The following is a 16,074-nucleotide window of genomic DNA, read 5'->3' on the forward strand; positions in this document are numbered from 1 at the left end:
CGACGTACGTGGCGGCGGCTGAGGTACGGTCGGGGTTAAGACGAATGAACCGGGCAAACCCCCAAGATCAATCGCCCAGTTCAGCTAGCGACGCGCTGGCAGCTCGTTTTCCTGTGCCTGCACGATGGCGATGCCGAACGGCAACCGTGTCACCCGCAAGCCACTGCCCGCAGCCAGCGCATCCAGCGCCTGCTCGGGTTGATCCAGACGCAACGCGGCATTGATCGGCGGCAACGCCGACAGATCGCCACGCACGAATACATGGCCGGGCCGATAACGCCCCAACTCGGCCAGCACCTGCGTCACCGGCACGTTTTCCAGCAGCAACTCGCCACGTCGCCATGCTGCGACGTGATCTGCTGCCAGTCCCGCGCCCAGCTCGGCAACACCGCCTTTGCTCCAGCCAGCTGTCTGCCCGGCCTGCAGGTACATCCAGCCTTGATCCGGGCGCGCCGCAACCCGCACGCGCCCCTGCTCGACCGCGGTATCGACATGATCGCCGTCACGACTGACCACGAACGCGGTGGAAATATCCTCCACCACGCCATCACCAACCGTAATGCGGAATGGCGCGCCGGCTTGCGGCACAACCTCGAACCAGGCGCGCCCGCGCAGCAGCTCGATACGCCGCGTGGCCTCGCCGTAGTGCACGGCAATGGCGGCCCCGGCATCCAGCACTGCGGTTGAACCGTCCGGCAAGCTGACCTGGCGGATTGCCACATCCGCGCGGTAATCAGCGCGCATGCGCAGCGCCAGCTCCGGCGCCGACATCACCCCGCAGAACAACGCCAGCACCGCCACCGCTGCCAACCACCGGCGTTGCGTGCGCCGCACAGGTCGCTGTACCACCACGCTGGTCTGCGGACGGGCAGCGAGGCTGCGCCACAGTACCCGTTGATGCTCAAATGCATGCCGGTGTCCGGGCAGCAACAGCCACTGCTCGAAGGTCTGCATGTCCTGCTCGTTCATGGTCCCCGAGGCCAGACGCAGCAGCCAGTCGCGCGCCTGCTGCGCAGCGGGACTGTCGGACGGTGGCGAGGAAGACGGCGGGCTCATGGGCTGGCGTTGCTGCTTTTGTTTGTGATGGCGACGGGCGGAATACAGAACAGCGATCTCACTACATGACGAACCGCGCCATTGCATCCCCAAGAGGAATTGCAACGCTAACCGCCGCTGCGCGCCCAGGCCAGGCGCTGCAGGGCCAAGCGCAGATGGTTTTCCACCGTGGTTACCGATACCCCCATCCGCCGCGCCACTTCCGGCTGGGTGAGGCCCTGCAGGCGGTTGAGACGGAACATGCTGCGGGTGGGCTCTGGCAGATGCTCGGCAGCCTCCAGTACCCGCGCCAACTCGTCCTGCGCCATCACCTGTTCCTCGGTGGACAGCACCTCGTCCGGCCCCCACAGGTAATTCTCGGCCTGCAGGCGCAACCGGCGGGTACGTTCACGGCCGTGGTCGGTGGCCAGGTTGCTGGCCAGCCGGTACAGGTAGGCGCGCGGATTACCGATCACCGGCTCATTGCCGACCCCGCGGACCTTGAACCACACCCCCTGGATGACGTCGTCGGCACCGCCGTCCGTGCCGAGGATCTGGCGCACCAGACGTAGCAAGGCCGGGCGCTCGCGGATCAGCAGTTCGGTCAAAGTGGTGGCGTTGCTGGACATTGGAGGCTGTGAAGACAGAACGGGCCGCCCGCACAAGGCGGCCCTGGGCGGGCAAGCATACATCGATAATGATAATGGTTCTCATATGTATTGCGCGACAGTGCGTTCCCAGCGGCCTCCCCGACCCCGATCACCCGCCTCGCTGAGGTTTGGTGCGCCGCAATAGTGGTGCGCGTAGAATGGAGCTCTTTTTCAACCAACAACGATTCGGAGTCAGCGCAATGAGCCTGAAATTGGTCTCGCCGGGCAAGAACCCGCCGGAAGAAATCAACGTCATCGTCGAGATCCCGAAGGATTCGGAGCCGGTGAAGTACGAAATGGACAAGGAAAGCGGCGCGATGTTCGTCGATCGCATCCTGTCCACGCCGATGCGCTACCCCTGCAACTACGGCTTCGTGCCGCAGACCCTGTGCGGCGACGGTGACCCGGCCGACGTGCTGGTGGTGCTGCCGCTGCCGCTGGTCCCGGGCTCGGTCGTGCGCTGCCGCCCGGTCGGCGTGCTGAAGATGAGCGACGAAGCTGGCAGCGACGAGAAGATCCTCGCCGTGCCGGTCGCCAAGATCTTCAGCGGCTACGCCCACGTCGAAGACATCGCCCAGGTGTCCAGCCACTGGCTGGAGCGCATTGGCCACTTCTTCGAGCACTACAAGGATCTGGAAAAGGGCAAGTGGGTCAAGATCGAAGGCTGGGGCGATGCCGCCGAAGCCAAGCGCATCCTGGTCGAGGCGCACAAGAGCTACCTTGCCACCCAGGAACAGGATGTCTGATTGGCACTGCGCACGGTCGTAATACTCGGCTCTGCGTAGCGACAACCATCACGTTTTCCTGGTAGAGGGCATGACCCTTTGCCAGCAAGCAGCTACATTGACAGGCCGGTTTCCGGCCTGTTTTTTGTGCTGGCTTTTGCGTTTTGTCCAAGGGGAAGTGTCTTGCGAATCCTGTTAGTCGGCGGCGAAGCCAACCTGTCGGCCGAGCTGCTTGAGTACGTCGCCGATCTGGGCGATGAGTGGGAAGTACAGTCGGTCCCGGATGGCAGTGCCGCCATCGTTGCGGTGTCCTCGGCCACCATCGACGCGATCATCGTTGCGCCGGTACTGGCCGACCTGGCCCCAGCCACCCTGCTCGGGCAGATCCGCACGCTGCGCCCGGAAACCATCCGTATCGCACTGATCGACGGCGACAACAATCAGCGCGTGCCATCGGCGCGCATCATTGGCGTTGCCCATCGTTTCCTGCCGCTGCCGCTGGCTCCGGAGGTGCTGCTTGAAGCACTGACCAGCCTGGAGGAACTGCGCGAACTGCTGGACAGCCCGCACCTGCGCCAGACCATCGGCCGCATCGAAAAGCTGCCCTCGCCGCCGCATCTGTACATCAGCCTGACCCACGCGCTGGAAGAGGACGAGGAAAGCGACTCTGCGGAGATCGCCAAGCTGGTCGCAGCCGACCCGGCCATCGCTGCCAAGGTATTGCAGCTGTCCAACTCGGCCTTCTTCAACAGCGGCCGCGCCATCTCCGATCTGCGTGGTGCGGTCACCCGCCTGGGCATGGCCACCCTGCGCGACCTGGTCCTGGCCAGTGAAGTATTCGCCCTGCCCGGCATGTCCGGGCCCGACCGCAACGCACTGCAATCACGCGCACTGATGGCCTCACGCCTGGCCGCCAAGATGCTGCCTGCATCCAGCGCCGAGCTCGGTTCCACCGCCGCACTGCTGGCCGATATCGGCCTGCTGTTGCCAGGCGTGCGGGACGAGCGCCTGCCCGCCCAGAGCGATGACCCGCGGCCCGGCCATGCCGAGGCCGGTGCCTATCTGATGGGCCTGTGGGGCCTGCCGATGCCGATCATCGAAGCGGTCGCCTTCCAGCTGCAGCCGGGGCGCTCCAATGTGCGCAGCTTCTGGGTGGCCGGTGCCGTCCACGTTGCCACGGCACTGGCCGCCGGCACCGCGGTTGATGAGCAGTATCTGGCCAATGTCGGCGTACTGCCCAAGCTGGAGCAGTGGCGGGCAATGGCCGATGAGTTGATGGGCGTGAGCCTCGAGGCCTGAGCCTGCTCTCTATCGCGCTGCGAAACCAGGGTTGAATGACAACGGCCGCATAGCGGCCGTTGTTGTTTCTGTGTGTTGAACGTGACTGACCTGCGCGCGGCATTGGCTTGCGTTGCCCGGTTCATCCCGGGTGCGTTGCGCTTAACCCGGTTACGGGTCTGGCAGGTGTTGATGGATTGCGTGCCGCCCTGCTTTCACAGCGGCGCAGGCTGGCCGGCAAAGCACGCCCTGGCCCAACCTTTACTCAACGCGCAAAGAAAAAGGGTGGGCCTTGCGGCCCACCCTTTGTCATGCATCACAGTGCTTCGATGGATCAGAAGCGCTGGGTGTACTTCAGGTACAGGAAGCGACCGATGTCGAAACCGCCGTAGTACGCGAAGGCGCTGTTCGGTGCCGAGTACTGCAGCGCACCACGGTGGTTGAACAGGTTGTTCGCGCCAACTGCGATGGTTGCATCCCACGGTGCCTTGTAGCTGACCTGCAGGTCATGGAACGTGTTCGAACCGGTGGTACGCAGCGGAGCCTTCTCACCGTTCTCATAACGGTTCGGCAGGTCACACCAGCCCTCGGCGGTGCTGATGCAGGTTTCCTTCATGCCCGAGTAGTAACGTGCGGTGTAGTTCACACCGAAGTCACCGTACTCCCAGTTCACGCCCATGTTCGAGCGCACACGGAAGATACCCGGCGAACCGACGTTGCCGATGATGATCTTGTCACCAGCCTTGTTCTGGCCGACTTCGTCGTACTTGACGGTGTAGGTGGTCTGCCAATCCAGCGAGATCTGGCCGATGGCCAGTTCCGGCAGACGATACTTCACGCCCAGGTCGTAACCTTCGGTTTCCATCTGGCCCAGGTTGGCCAGGCCATAGAACATCTCACTGATGTGGCCATCGGCCGCACGCACGACACCGGCGCAACGGCTGCTGTTACCCAGCACATAGCAATCGCGCAGGATGCGGGTGACGCTGTCGGAGATGATCATTTCCTTGATCTGGTAGTTGTACCAGTCAAGCGAGACGTCCAGGCCCTGCACCCAGCGCGGGCTCCACACCAGACCAACGGTCTTGCTGGTGGAGGTTTCCGGCTTCAGGTTCGGATTGGAACCGGACATGAACTGGTCCGGGGTAGCGCACGGCCAGGTGGTGCAGGGCTCCGAGCCCTGACCCAGCTGCACGTAATTCGGAGCCACGCCCGCGGCGGTGCAGGCGGCATTGCCGGCAACACTGCCGGCCACGCCGACCGAGCACGGATCGGTGTAGCGCTCGAAGCTCGCGCCCACGCCGCCATACATGTTGTCGATCGACGGCGCACGGAAGCCTTCCGCATAGGTGCCGCGGACCAGCAGCTCATCCAGCGGACGCCAGGTGACGCCGAACTTGCCATTCACGGTGTCGCCGAAGTTGCTGTAGTCCGAGTAACGGCCGGCAACGTTGATGGTCAGTTCCTTGGCGAAGGCCATGTCGGCCAGCACCGGGATGTTCAACTCGAGGTAGACCTCGTCCAGGTCGTACTTGCCGTTGGTGGTGCTCTGCGCCAGACCGGTGTACTGGCCCGACTGCATGAACGCATCCGGCACGTAACGCGCTTGTTCTTCGCGGTGCTCGATACCGACGGCGAAGCCCAGATCACCGGCCGGCAGGGTCATGATCGAACCAGCCAGGTCAGCGGTGAACGCGGTGGTCTTGGAAACACCGGTGGTGGTGTAGGTCGGGAACAGGAATTCCTGCAGATCCTTGTCCGCCAGCGAACCCGGGCCAGCCACGCCGATCGGCAGCAGCGGATTCCAGGCCAGGCAGCCAGCGATCGGCTTGTCCGCCGTGCCGCAACGGGCAACGCCCTTGTCGTCGATGAACGACGGGCCCAGCGCCTGACGTGAAGCGATCAGGCTCATGTCACCGTAGTTGCTCTTGACCGATTCGTTGCGGTTGAACAGCGCGCCGACGTTCCAGTCGAACGACTTGCCGGCGAAATCGAAGAAACCGCTGACCGACGGCGCGAAGCGCAGCGTCTTCAGCTGGCTGTCGGTGGTACGCGGCACTTCCGAAAGACGTCGACGGAACTGAATCTGCTCACCGGTCGGGTTGAACACCGAAGCAGCGGACATCGGGGTATTGATCGCTGCCTGCGCCGACTGGTACGGGTAACCGGCGATCTGCTGGTCCGTGTTGCGCTCGTTGTACAGGATGTCGGCGTTGAACGAGATGCTGTCAGTGAAGTCGTACGTGCCGTTGACGTACACCGACTTGCGCTCGATGCCGGTCTGCAGGCTCATTTCCGGATTGGCGTTGGTGAACTCACCCTGGGTGATCGGGTGGTAATCCGCAACGTTCTTCGGATTGCCGCCCTCGTTCAGGGTGCACCATGCATCGGCGCCGCCCGGGCCGCACGGGCCGAACCAGCTGCCCTTATTGGTCACCGCACTCCAGTCAGCCGGGGTCGAGTTCGGACCCTTGCCGCCATCACGCGAGTACCAACGGTCACCGGCCATCACCGGATCCTGCTTGGAGTACTCAGCCGACAGGGTCAGGCTGCCACGCTCGCCGGTGGCGCCCATGGTGAAGGAGTACTGCTTCAGCTCACCGTCGCCTTCGCCGTACTGGCCGACATGGACGTTGGCTTCAGCACCGTCGAAGTTCTTGCGGGTGATCACGTTGACCACGCCGGCAATGGCGTCCGAACCGTAGATGGCAGAAGCGCCGTCCTTCAGGACTTCAATGCGCTCGATGGCCGACATCGGGATCTGGCTCAGATCCTGGTAGCCACCCGAGGTAGCGCCCAGGCGCTTGCCGTTCATCAGCACCAGGGTGCGGTTGGCGCCCAGGTTGCGGATATCGATGTAGTAACCGCCCACGTTCTCGCCAGAAGCCAGCGATTCCGAACGCGAGATTGCCGGGGAACCGGCCGAGGTCATGTTCTGCAGTACGTCAGCGACCGAGGTGAAGCCCTGCTTTTCCAGGTTCTCACGGCTCAGGGTCAGGATCGGCTGCTGGGTTTCCATGTTCGCGGCACGAATGCGCGAGCCGGTGACTTCCAGACGGTCCAGGGTGGTGGCACCGGCAGCAGCTTCCTGCGCCGAAGCAAAAGAGGGGGTCAAGGCAATAGCAATGCCGGCCGGGAGCAAGCCCAACCGCACTGCAGAATTACGAAGCTTCATCAATCTCTCCAAAGAGCTAAACAAACGACAAAGTTAGCGGTGTGTTAAACACCCCTGAACGTTACGTTCGTACTGCCACCTTGGTTTTGCACGAGCCATCCTTAAGCTTTGCCGAGTCTGGCCTCAAGACTTCCGGCATCTCACGATACTGCGTGGCCGATGCGCCAAAACGTGCACGAAACGCACGTGCAAAGCTGCAGCAGTTGTCAAAACCGCTGGCAGAGGCCACTTCACCGATCATCATGTCGGTATCGCGCAACAGCATCGCTGCACGCTCCAGTCGCAGCCGCGCCGACAAGGACTGGGGACTCTCTTCATACAGACTCTGGAAGGTCTTGGACAGATACCAGCTGGAAAAGTTTGTCAGCTCGGCCAACTCACCAATGCGTACGACGCGATGGCTATTGCCTTCCAGGTACATGCGCGCACGTTGCATGCGGCCAAATACCTGTCGCTTGCGGATACGTGAGCGCCCCGGGCAACGCTGCACGGTGCCGGCGAGATCACGCTGCAGGGAGGCAAGATGCAACAGCAGAGGACGCAGCTGGTGGATGGTTGAACCAGGTGCCTGCGCTTCGCGCCACAGGCGCAGCGCCAAACGCGCTTCACCCAGACTCATGCGACCACGCCCGGTGTAGACGCTGCAATCGGCCAAGGTACCGAGCATGCGCAATGCATCGGTATCCAGACTGATACCAATGCACATGCCATCGCGACCAGCCTGGATCAGCGGACGAGATTCCTTCTCGAAAGCAATCCACTCGCGCTGACGCAAGCGGAATTTACCCTCCTTGGATTCCACCCAGGCGGTGCCACGCAGCTGCAGCCAGACGGTGAACACGGTGCCCGAAGTCTGCAGGCTGCCCAGTCGGGCCACGCCTACACAAGCAGGCCGCGGGCCATCCTCCGCAGGCTTCTCGAACGATACCGACTGACCACGATCCACCCACGAAACCTGCCGCATGTCGCACACCATCGTTTGCCCTTATTGAGCGAACGTTTTGCCAACTTTGGCGGCGAGGGTCAGGAAAGTCCGGCGAGAATGCTGCGAAATATTCCCGATATGGCTTACGAAAAATTTCCGAAGCCAATATTTCCTACGGGGACAACCACTTAGCCAGGCCCATCACCCGGCGGGGCGCGCGATGCGGAATGCGCATCATCCCGATATCGGCATTGTCAGCGGCGGCCAAGGCGATGAAAACCGCCTTTCCATCCGGTGCCAGGCTCACACCATTGCCCGCACTGAAGCGCCTCGCATCCAGACATTGACTGGCCCCGTCACCAGCAATGGCAGTGAGCCGGCTGCTGCAGTCCCGACTGATGTCCAGGTATTCCACGGCGCCATTGGCCGCCACCGCCCAAGCGCGATAACGCCAGCGACTAGGCAGCTCGGCGTGCACGGTTTTCACACTGTCCTGGCTCAAGCTCGGCGCCACCTGCCAAAGCCCACCACCGGCCAATCGCGTGAACAACACCCGCTGCCCCGCATTGTCGTAGCGCACCTGCGACACACCTTCCAATGATGCCAGGCGTTTCCACGGCTGCTGGCTACGGTCAAACAAGGTCAATGCCATCCGCTCGTCGTCACCGCGCTCCACCACCAGCAACGTATTGGCGGCAGGCCCATACACCGCTTGCAGTGGTTCACGTGCAGGCACCGGTAGCTTTACCCAATTACCTTCTTCCGGCGCGACTTCATAAATACCAGGTGTGCCATCAGCATCACGGCCAGTCACCAACAGATGCCGCCCATCGGCGGACCAGTCCATGGGCTGACGCGCCTCAGGACGTATACCCTCGATCATCTGCAGGGACGCCGGTTCATTCAAGCGCGCCCACCACAGTGCAAACGCACCGGAACGGTCCGAGGTGAACGCCAACTGCGCACCATCAGGCGAAACCATCGGCTGGCCATCACGCGCAGAGGACGCAAACAGACGCTGCGGCGCGCCTGTATTCATCCCCAGCGGAATGCGGAACAGGCCGTACTGCGGCTGACTGCGCATGAATGCCAGGTTGCCACCACCACGCGACACCGCCGGGCTCTGCGCGTTATCAATACCCATGTCACGCAGGGCGCGCGTCGCCACGTCCAAGCGATACAGGCGCGCTTCGCTGTCGATGCGTCGGCCAAATACCATTTCATCCGAACCCAGCCAACTCCAACCGCGGATCTCCGCCGCTTCGTCGGTCAAGCGCTGCGCATTGCTGCCATCGGCATCCATTACCCACATATCCCCCACCTGGGGATTGCGTACGAAACCGATCTTCTTCCCGTCCACCGAATAGCGCGGTGCATAGTCGAAATCGTCGGCACCCATCTCGTACTGCACGGAAGACCAGCGTCCCGATGCCAGATCCAGACTGCGGATACCGCGACTGGCGTAACGACCGGTCATGGAACCAAACAGCAGACTCGCACCGTCCGGTGCCCAGTCAAAGCTGAGCATGTCGGTACCGTCGCAACGGGTGGCGCGGCGCAGGCCGGTACCGGTTGCCGACACCACCAACACTTCGCAGCCGCCCTGCGGCAGGAAGCGCGCAAAGGCCACATTACGTCCGTTCGGTGACCACACCGGGAAACGATCCGAGGCGCCCGCAGGCGGAGCCAGCAGCGGCGTTGCGGTCGCATTGCTCACACTTTGTATCCACAAGCTGGAGCTGTTGTCCTTCTCGCGGGCGAACACCACCAACGCCCCATCAGGCGAGAGTGAGGGATTTACCTCAACGCCTTCGGTAGCGGTGATCAGCCTGTAGGGGCGCGCCGGGCTGCCCACCACGCGGTTGCCCTCGACAACCGTTGCATCGGCCTGCAACGGCGCGTCACGCCCCCACAACAGCCATGCCATCGCCAGCGTGCTGAGCAACAAGGCAATGCCGATTGCCAGCAAACCATAGCGACGCACCTTGCGGCGTTTGTAGCGTGCTGATTCGCGCGCGTCCGCAGACGCTGGATCAGCGACCGCCGCGTCAGCGCTCTCGAACGCATCAACAGTCGCAACTTCCGGAGTCGACTCCCAAACCACCGCGGCAAGCAACCGATATCCGGTCTTGGCGATGGTTTCTATATAAGGTGCACCCTCACCAGCCTCGGTTGCGGCGAACACCTTGCGCAACTGGGTCACAGCCTGGGTCAGCACGTCATTGGTCGGCATGGTGTCCGGCCAGACCTCGGCAAACAGCTCGTCGCGGGTCACGACCTGGCCTGGCCTACGCGCAAGCGCCAGCAACACCCCCACCGATTTGGGTGTGAGCCGTTGAGTCTTGCGTGTCCCTGGCAGATGCACCTCACGAGAGGAAAGCACCACCAGACACTCACCGACGCGCAGTCGGTCAGAGCTAGGTTTTTCGGTGGGGTTCGTTGCCATCGCGGTCTTTCAAAATCGCTGGCGGACACCAATCCTGTGTCCAGCTATCAGGGCCCTAGCCCTTACAAGCCGCCAAATTCCGCAAAAGGCATCAACGCACAGAGCAAATGTTTTATCTGGAACAGATATTACTCTAATGAAGTTCCCCACGTGCCAAACGTGGACGACATCAGGCTCTCTCTCGCCGACGAAATTACATAATCAGCTACATGATTCGCGCCTTCTGGCGCGATTTTTTTATCTAGCGTTCAGTTTTCTCTGCCTTGTAGATGGTCAGGCCAACCAGCCTTGAAACCACCAACGCAACGTACATAACGCCCGCAAACTGCTCCAGCATCACCAAAGCACGTGCCTGTGGATGCACAGGGACCACGTCACTCAGGCCCACCCCTGACAACAAGCTGAAGCTGAGATAAAGCAACTCGACCCAGCTCCTGAAATCGCCTTCGCTGGTGGCGACAAAACTGCCTGGATAGACGTGCTGGCACACTGAATAGGCAAACGCGAAAGCCCAAGCCAGCAAGGTAAAGGTAGCGCCAGCGGCAAACAGCTCATCGCGCGTGACCTTGTGGTCCTGCAGCATGTAGGCGATCAGACTGCACGAGGTATAGAAATACAGCAGGCTCTCAAATGCCTGCGCCACCGCGACCAACGAGTGGCGCCCCAACAAGGCACCGGCGATAGAGAACACCACCGCGGGGATCGCCAGCGTCAATGCCAGCCACAACAGCAGTGGGCTACGCCGCACCACCCATACCGCCAAACCGAGCACCAGCATGCCGAACGCGCCGAACAGCGCGCGTCCGGCCGGCATATGCTCCATCGCCGGGTAAAGCAGTACGCCGAGCAACTGCACCGCCAGCAGCCACGCCGACGGGTGCCTGCGCGCCATCACGATCCATCTCAAGCGCGAGTGCATACGCATCCCTTCATTGCCAGTGCCTAGCGGTGTGGTTGAACCAAGGCCCGCAGGCGCGGATCTCAGGGAGTCGGGCTAGCGGCCATGCCGGCGCGATACGGGTAGGTGGCGAAGATTGCCGCCACCGCCGCATCGATCCGCTCTCCACGCTGTTCCGGCTTCAGCCGTCCAACCGTGCCAACCGCAACGCCTTCCCAGACCAGTTGCTTCTTCCGCACATCCACCACGTCCACGTTCAAGGTGCCTTCGGTGTACTGACGTACATCAGTGCGGTCGCGCCAGTACGGCACGGCAACATAGCCGCGTGCGCGATAGCTGTAGTAATAGTCGTAATCCACTTCCGGCATCGTGGTCACCTGGGTCTTGTCCTGCAGATAGGCGTTGAGGTTCACCCACAGGTCCGGATTGGCTTCATCGAAGCGGTAGCCGCGTGACTCCATCTGCGCGCGCACCGCGGCGCGGATGCGGTTGCTGGTGATGGTGGTATAGCCGTGCTGCTCAAGCGCCAGCGGGCTGAAGAACGCGAAGCTGCGGTAGCGCGAAAAGTCGGCAGTAGGATCGGCCTGGCTGGCGACGCGCGGGGTGCTGGCGCAGGCGCCCAGCAGGAGCAACGTGGACAAGGCGAAAAGCAGAGCAACAAAGCGAAGTTTCATGGCCTACCCCTGGTGTGGACGGCTGCACGCTAACACGTCCGCACCCGTGCTGGCGTCAAGCAGTGGCCGGGGCACCCGCGTGGATGCCCCGCCCCGACTCACCGGCTTATTCGACGCGATAGACCTGCGCGCCCTGTTCGCGGAACTGTGCCGATTTCTCGGCCATCCCAATCGCCAGCGCCTGCGCCTCATCCAGCCCCTGCTCGGCGGCGTACTCACGCACATCCTGGGTGATCTTCATCGAGCAGAAATGCGGGCCGCACATCGAGCAGAAGTGGGCCAGCTTGTGCGCATCCTTGGGCAGCGTCTCATCATGGAATTCCTTGGCTTTCTCCGGATCCAGACCGAGGTTGAACTGGTCTTCCCAGCGGAACTCGAAGCGTGCCTTGCTCAATGCGTTGTCGCGGACCTGCGCACCCGGATGGCCCTTGGCAAGATCAGCGGCATGCGCGGCGATCTTGTACGCCATGATGCCGTCGCGCACGTCCTGCCGGTTGGGCAGGCCCAGGTGCTCCTTTGGCGTCACGTAGCAGAGCATCGCGGTGCCATACCAGCCAATCATCGCCGCACCGATCGCACTGGTGATGTGGTCGTAACCCGGCGCAATGTCGGTGGTCAGCGGCCCAAGCGTATAGAACGGCGCTTCGCCGCACTCCTGCAGCTGCTTGTCCATGTTCTGCTTGATCAGCTGCATCGGCACATGACCGGGACCTTCGATGATGGTCTGCACATCATGCTTCCAGGCAATCTTTGTCAGCTCGCCCAACGCTTCCAGTTCACCGAACTGCGCCGCGTCGTTGGCATCGGCAATACAGCCAGGGCGCAGGCCGTCACCGAGACTGAAGGACACGTCGTAAGCCTTCATGATGTCGCAGATGTCTTCGAAGTGTGTGTAAAGGAAGTTCTCCTTGTGATGTGCCAGACACCACTTGGCCATGATGGAACCGCCGCGCGAGACGATGCCGGTGACGCGCTTCGCGGTCAGCGGAACATGCCGCAGCAGCACACCGGCGTGGATGGTGAAGTAATCAACCCCCTGCTCGGCCTGCTCGATCAAGGTGTCGCGGAAGATCTCCCAGGTCAGCGCTTCGGCGCGGCCATCTACTTTCTCCAGCGCCTGGTAGATAGGCACGGTGCCAATCGGCACCGGCGAGTTGCGAACGATCCACTCGCGCGTCTCATGGATGTGCTTGCCGGTGGAAAGATCCATCACCGTGTCGCCGCCCCAACGGATCGCCCACACCAGCTTCTCCACTTCCTCGGCGATGCCGGAGGACACCGCGCTGTTGCCGATGTTGGCGTTGATCTTGGTGAGGAAGTTGCGGCCGATGATCATCGGCTCACACTCGGGGTGGTTGATGTTGTTCGGCAACACCGCACGGCCGCGCGCGATTTCATCGCGTACGAATTCCGGGGTGATGATCTGCTGGATGTTGGCACCAAAGCTATGCCCCGGATGCTGGGCAAGCAACCCTGCATCACGCACTGCATCCAAGCGCTGGTTCTCGCGGATGGCGACATACTCCATCTCCGGAGTAACGATGCCGCGCCGCGCGTAGTGCATCTGGGTGACGTTGGCGGTACCAATCGCCCGGCGCGGCAGCGTGCGGCCGGGAAAGCGCACGGCATCCAGCCGGGCATCGTGCTGGCGGCCACGGCCGAACTCTGAGCTGAGACCGGCCAACTGCTCGGTATCCCCGCGCTCCTCGATCCAGGCGCTGCGCACCGCCGCCAGCCCCGCTGCCAGATCGATGTTGGCCTGCGGATCCGTATACGGGCCGGAGGTGTCGTACACGGTGACCGGATGGTTCTCCTCGCCGCCGAACAGGGTGGGCGTGCGAGTCAACGCGATCTCGCGCATCGGCACCTGCAGGTCCGGGCGAGAACCAGCGACGAAGATCTTGCGCGAACCGGGAATCGGCCGGGTCACGGATTCGGAGAGTTGCTGGGCCTGTTGCTGCAGGCTGGGCTGTGCGTTCATTGGCATTCGTCCTGGTCTATCCACACGCGGGGTGCGAAGGCCACGCGAGGGATTCGCATGACGGAACGAAGCGAAGGCGCACGCCGGCCGGCCCTGGCCCATTGCGGGCACATCGACTGGCGGCACACGAAGCTTCCCTACGCCGGTATGAGCCGGATCAGGTTCGAAGGGTATGTCTCAACCGCGACCCTATGGCCACGGTACCCCCGCTTCGGGCGTCATTAGACCCGCAATCGATGGGAAAGCCAAGCCAGCAGGAGCGCCGGTCAAAAGGCTGCAGCTACTGCCAGCAGGCCTCGCCTTGCACAACGTTACAAGCCGCTAACGTAATCGTGACGCGCCATTCAGTAACATCCCGCGCAGGCTCGTTTCGAATGACTGCCTTGCGGCGCTTGCCGCCCCTCCTTTCCCGGCCCGGTGCCAAGGTGCCAGCCGGTTGTCCTGCAAGCTCAGGCTCGCTCCCCTCAATCGCTCATTTGATCGGAGAAGCTCCTTCATGGTGTTTCGTGTCTCCATTGCACTGGTCGCGCTGCTGGTGCTGATTGCCGGCCTCGCGCCCGGCCCCTTCAACGACGTGGTGCAGGCCACGCTGGCCCAGGTTGTGCGCGGCGCCGGCTGGATGTACCTGCTGATCGTGTTCCTGACACTGTGTTTCCTGCTGTACCTGGCGTTCGGACGCTTCGGCAGCCTGCGCATCGGCGGCGAAGATGCCGAGCCGGATTTCTCCCGCGCCAGCTGGCTGTCGATGCTGTTCGCCGCCGGTATGGGCATCGGCCTGGTGTTCTGGGGCGCCGCCGAACCGGTATCGCATTTCGTCACCCCACCCGAAGGCCTGCCGCCGCAAAGCATGGATGCCGCCCGCGCCGCGATGCGTTACTCGTTCTTCCATTGGGGCCTGCACCCGTGGGCAATCTATGCGCTGATCGGGCTGGCAATGGCCTGGTTCCAATACAACCGCAACGGCCGCGGCCTGATCAGCGACATGCTGCAACCGGTGATCGGCCGCCATCATCGCGGTTGGATCGGCAAGCTGGTGAACATCGCCGCCGTGGTTGCCACCGCAATCGGTGTCGCCACCACGCTGGGGTTCGGCACCATCCAGATTGCTGCCGGCCTGCAACGTGTGTTTGGTGTTACCGCAGGCGTGCCACTGCAGATGACGGTTATCGCCATCGCCTTCGTGCTTTACATGATCTCCACCACCAGCGGCGTGGACCGTGGCATCAAGTGGTTGTCCAACTTCAATCTGGCAATGGCGGCAGTGCTGCTGGCGGCAGTGCTGGTGCTCGGCCCCACCGGTTTCATCTTCGACACCTTCACCACCACGCTGGGCTCTTACCTGAACCAGCTGGTGACGATGAGCCTGCGCATGTCGCCCTTTTCGGGCAGCACCTGGGTCGCCGATTGGACCATCTTCTACTGGGCCTGGTGGATTGCCTGGGCGCCGTTCGTGGGTTCGTTCATTGCGCGGGTATCACGCGGCCGCAGCGTGCGCGAGTTCGTGGTCGGGGTGGTGCTGGCACCAACCCTGCTCGGCTTCCTGTGGTTCTCCGTGTTCGGCGGCACCGCACTGTGGGCGCAGCTGTTTGGCCAGGCCGACCTGATCCAGGCGCTGGGCAATGGCTATGAAACGGTATTGTTCACGCTGTTCGACAGCATGCCGGCCTCCTTGCTGCTGTCGGGGCTGGCCTTGGTCCTGCTGATCATCTTCTTCGTCACCTCGGCCGATTCCGCGGTGCTGGTGCTGGCCGGTATGTCCACCGACGAAGCCGGCGATCCACCGCTGTCACGCAAGCTGGTATGGGGCATTGCCATTGCACTGATCGCCGCGGCGCTGCTGCTCGCAGGTGGGCTGGATGCACTGCAGGGCATGATCACCATTGCAGCACTGCCATTCGCGTTGTTGATGGTGCTGGTGATGGTATCGCTGTACCGCGTACTGGACGCCGAGCACAACCGTCAGCGCCGGCTCGCGCAGCGCGCACGGCACATGATGGAGGCGTGGATCGAGCGCGAACAGGCCGCGCAGGAAGAAGCACGTGCAGTCACTGAGCGTTCGTCAGGTCTGGGCAAGTAGGCGGGGGCTGCGGGAGCTGTGAATTGCCGCGGCGCATCTGGCGGGCTTCGCATCCAGCTGCGCAATGTGGCTGAACAATTGGGTGGTAAGGACGGCAGCGAAGAGCTACCCCTCCCCAACCCTCCCCTTCGCTGCGCGAAAGGGAGGGGGTAGAAACGGCTCCGTCGCCATCTTGTAAATCGCCAAGAACGGCCCCCTCCCTTTCGCGCA

At 62.6% G+C, this 16,074-nt stretch carries 11 protein-coding genes and 1 riboswitch; of the genes, 3 read left to right on the top strand and 8 right to left on the bottom strand.

Annotated features, from left to right (window positions below):
• Positions 1–84: 84 nt before the first annotated feature.
• Positions 85–1,056, bottom strand: coding sequence for a FecR family protein (locus tag ACVOLL_RS03880; RefSeq protein ID WP_481511680.1), 972 nt, complete (start codon positions 1,054–1,056; stop codon positions 85–87).
• Between the two features lie 107 nt (positions 1,057–1,163).
• Entirely contained in the window at positions 1,164–1,664 is a 501-nt protein-coding gene (locus ACVOLL_RS03885; RefSeq protein WP_481511681.1) for an RNA polymerase sigma factor, read from the bottom strand.
• A 221-nt stretch (positions 1,665–1,885) separates the two neighbouring features.
• On the opposite strand from ACVOLL_RS03885, the gene ppa reads away from it, so the two are divergent.
• Positions 1,886–2,431: an inorganic diphosphatase gene (ppa, locus tag ACVOLL_RS03890; RefSeq protein ID WP_481511682.1), complete on the top strand. Its 546-nt coding sequence runs from the start codon at positions 1,886–1,888 to the stop codon at positions 2,429–2,431.
• Positions 2,432–2,593: 162 nt separating this feature from the next.
• The gene (locus ACVOLL_RS03895; protein ID WP_481511683.1) at positions 2,594–3,709 is read left to right on the top strand and encodes an HDOD domain-containing protein; all 1,116 of its coding nucleotides are present in this window, start codon (positions 2,594–2,596) and stop codon (positions 3,707–3,709) included.
• Between the two features lie 313 nt (positions 3,710–4,022).
• Here ACVOLL_RS03895 and ACVOLL_RS03900 read toward each other — a convergent pair whose 3' ends face one another.
• The 6 genes from ACVOLL_RS03900 to thiC all read right to left on the bottom strand — a co-directional run bounded on the left by ACVOLL_RS03900 (position 4,023) and on the right by thiC (position 13,787).
• On the bottom strand, positions 4,023–6,863 hold the full coding sequence (locus tag ACVOLL_RS03900) for a TonB-dependent receptor plug domain-containing protein (protein ID WP_481511684.1): 2,841 nt from the start codon (positions 6,861–6,863) through the stop codon (positions 4,023–4,025).
• Between the two features lie 61 nt (positions 6,864–6,924).
• Positions 6,925–7,827, bottom strand: coding sequence for a helix-turn-helix transcriptional regulator (locus ACVOLL_RS03905; protein WP_481511685.1), 903 nt, complete (start codon positions 7,825–7,827; stop codon positions 6,925–6,927).
• A 133-nt stretch (positions 7,828–7,960) separates the two neighbouring features.
• Positions 7,961–10,234, bottom strand: coding sequence for a winged helix-turn-helix domain-containing protein (locus ACVOLL_RS03910; protein WP_481511686.1), 2,274 nt, complete (start codon positions 10,232–10,234; stop codon positions 7,961–7,963).
• Positions 10,235–10,475: 241 nt separating this feature from the next.
• Positions 10,476–11,159 carry an ion channel gene (locus ACVOLL_RS03915; protein WP_481511687.1) on the bottom strand — a complete coding sequence of 228 codons (684 nt, stop codon included), beginning with the start codon at positions 11,157–11,159 and terminating at the stop codon, positions 10,476–10,478.
• Between the two features lie 56 nt (positions 11,160–11,215).
• Positions 11,216–11,806 carry a DUF4136 domain-containing protein gene (locus tag ACVOLL_RS03920; protein WP_481511688.1) on the bottom strand — a complete coding sequence of 197 codons (591 nt, stop codon included), beginning with the start codon at positions 11,804–11,806 and terminating at the stop codon, positions 11,216–11,218.
• Positions 11,807–11,912: 106 nt separating this feature from the next.
• On the bottom strand, positions 11,913–13,787 hold the full coding sequence (gene thiC / locus ACVOLL_RS03925; protein WP_481511689.1) for a phosphomethylpyrimidine synthase ThiC: 1,875 nt from the start codon (positions 13,785–13,787) through the stop codon (positions 11,913–11,915).
• A gap of 116 nt (positions 13,788–13,903) precedes the next feature.
• Positions 13,904–14,005: riboswitch (TPP riboswitch) on the bottom strand.
• A 278-nt stretch (positions 14,006–14,283) separates the two neighbouring features.
• Here thiC and ACVOLL_RS03930 point away from each other — a divergent pair.
• Complete coding sequence (locus ACVOLL_RS03930; protein WP_481511690.1) at positions 14,284–15,864, top strand: BCCT family transporter; 1,581 nt, start codon at positions 14,284–14,286, stop codon at positions 15,862–15,864.
• Positions 15,865–16,074 lie beyond the last annotated feature (210 nt).

The sequence above is a fragment of the Stenotrophomonas sp. STEN035 genome, assembly GCF_056759935.1.

Bases quoted from the DNA above. Each gene is read 5' to 3' on its own strand.
- ACVOLL_RS03905 (WP_481511685.1), bottom strand. From the start codon at position 7,827: ATGCGGCAGGTTTCGTGGGTGGATCGTGGTCAGTCGGTATCGTTCGAG.
- ACVOLL_RS03910 (WP_481511686.1), bottom strand. From the start codon at position 10,234: ATGGCAACGAACCCCACCGAAAAACCTAGCTCTGACCGACTGCGCGTC.
- ACVOLL_RS03885 (WP_481511681.1), bottom strand. From the start codon at position 1,664: ATGTCCAGCAACGCCACCACTTTGACCGAACTGCTGATCCGCGAGCGC.
- ACVOLL_RS03930 (WP_481511690.1), top strand. From the start codon at position 14,284: ATGGTGTTTCGTGTCTCCATTGCACTGGTCGCGCTGCTGGTGCTGATT.
- ACVOLL_RS03920 (WP_481511688.1), bottom strand. From the start codon at position 11,806: ATGAAACTTCGCTTTGTTGCTCTGCTTTTCGCCTTGTCCACGTTGCTC.
- thiC (WP_481511689.1), bottom strand. From the start codon at position 13,787: ATGAACGCACAGCCCAGCCTGCAGCAACAGGCCCAGCAACTCTCCGAA.
- ACVOLL_RS03880 (WP_481511680.1), bottom strand. From the start codon at position 1,056: ATGAGCCCGCCGTCTTCCTCGCCACCGTCCGACAGTCCCGCTGCGCAG.
- ACVOLL_RS03900 (WP_481511684.1), bottom strand. From the start codon at position 6,863: ATGAAGCTTCGTAATTCTGCAGTGCGGTTGGGCTTGCTCCCGGCCGGC.
- ppa (WP_481511682.1), top strand. From the start codon at position 1,886: ATGAGCCTGAAATTGGTCTCGCCGGGCAAGAACCCGCCGGAAGAAATC.
- ACVOLL_RS03915 (WP_481511687.1), bottom strand. From the start codon at position 11,159: ATGCGTATGCACTCGCGCTTGAGATGGATCGTGATGGCGCGCAGGCAC.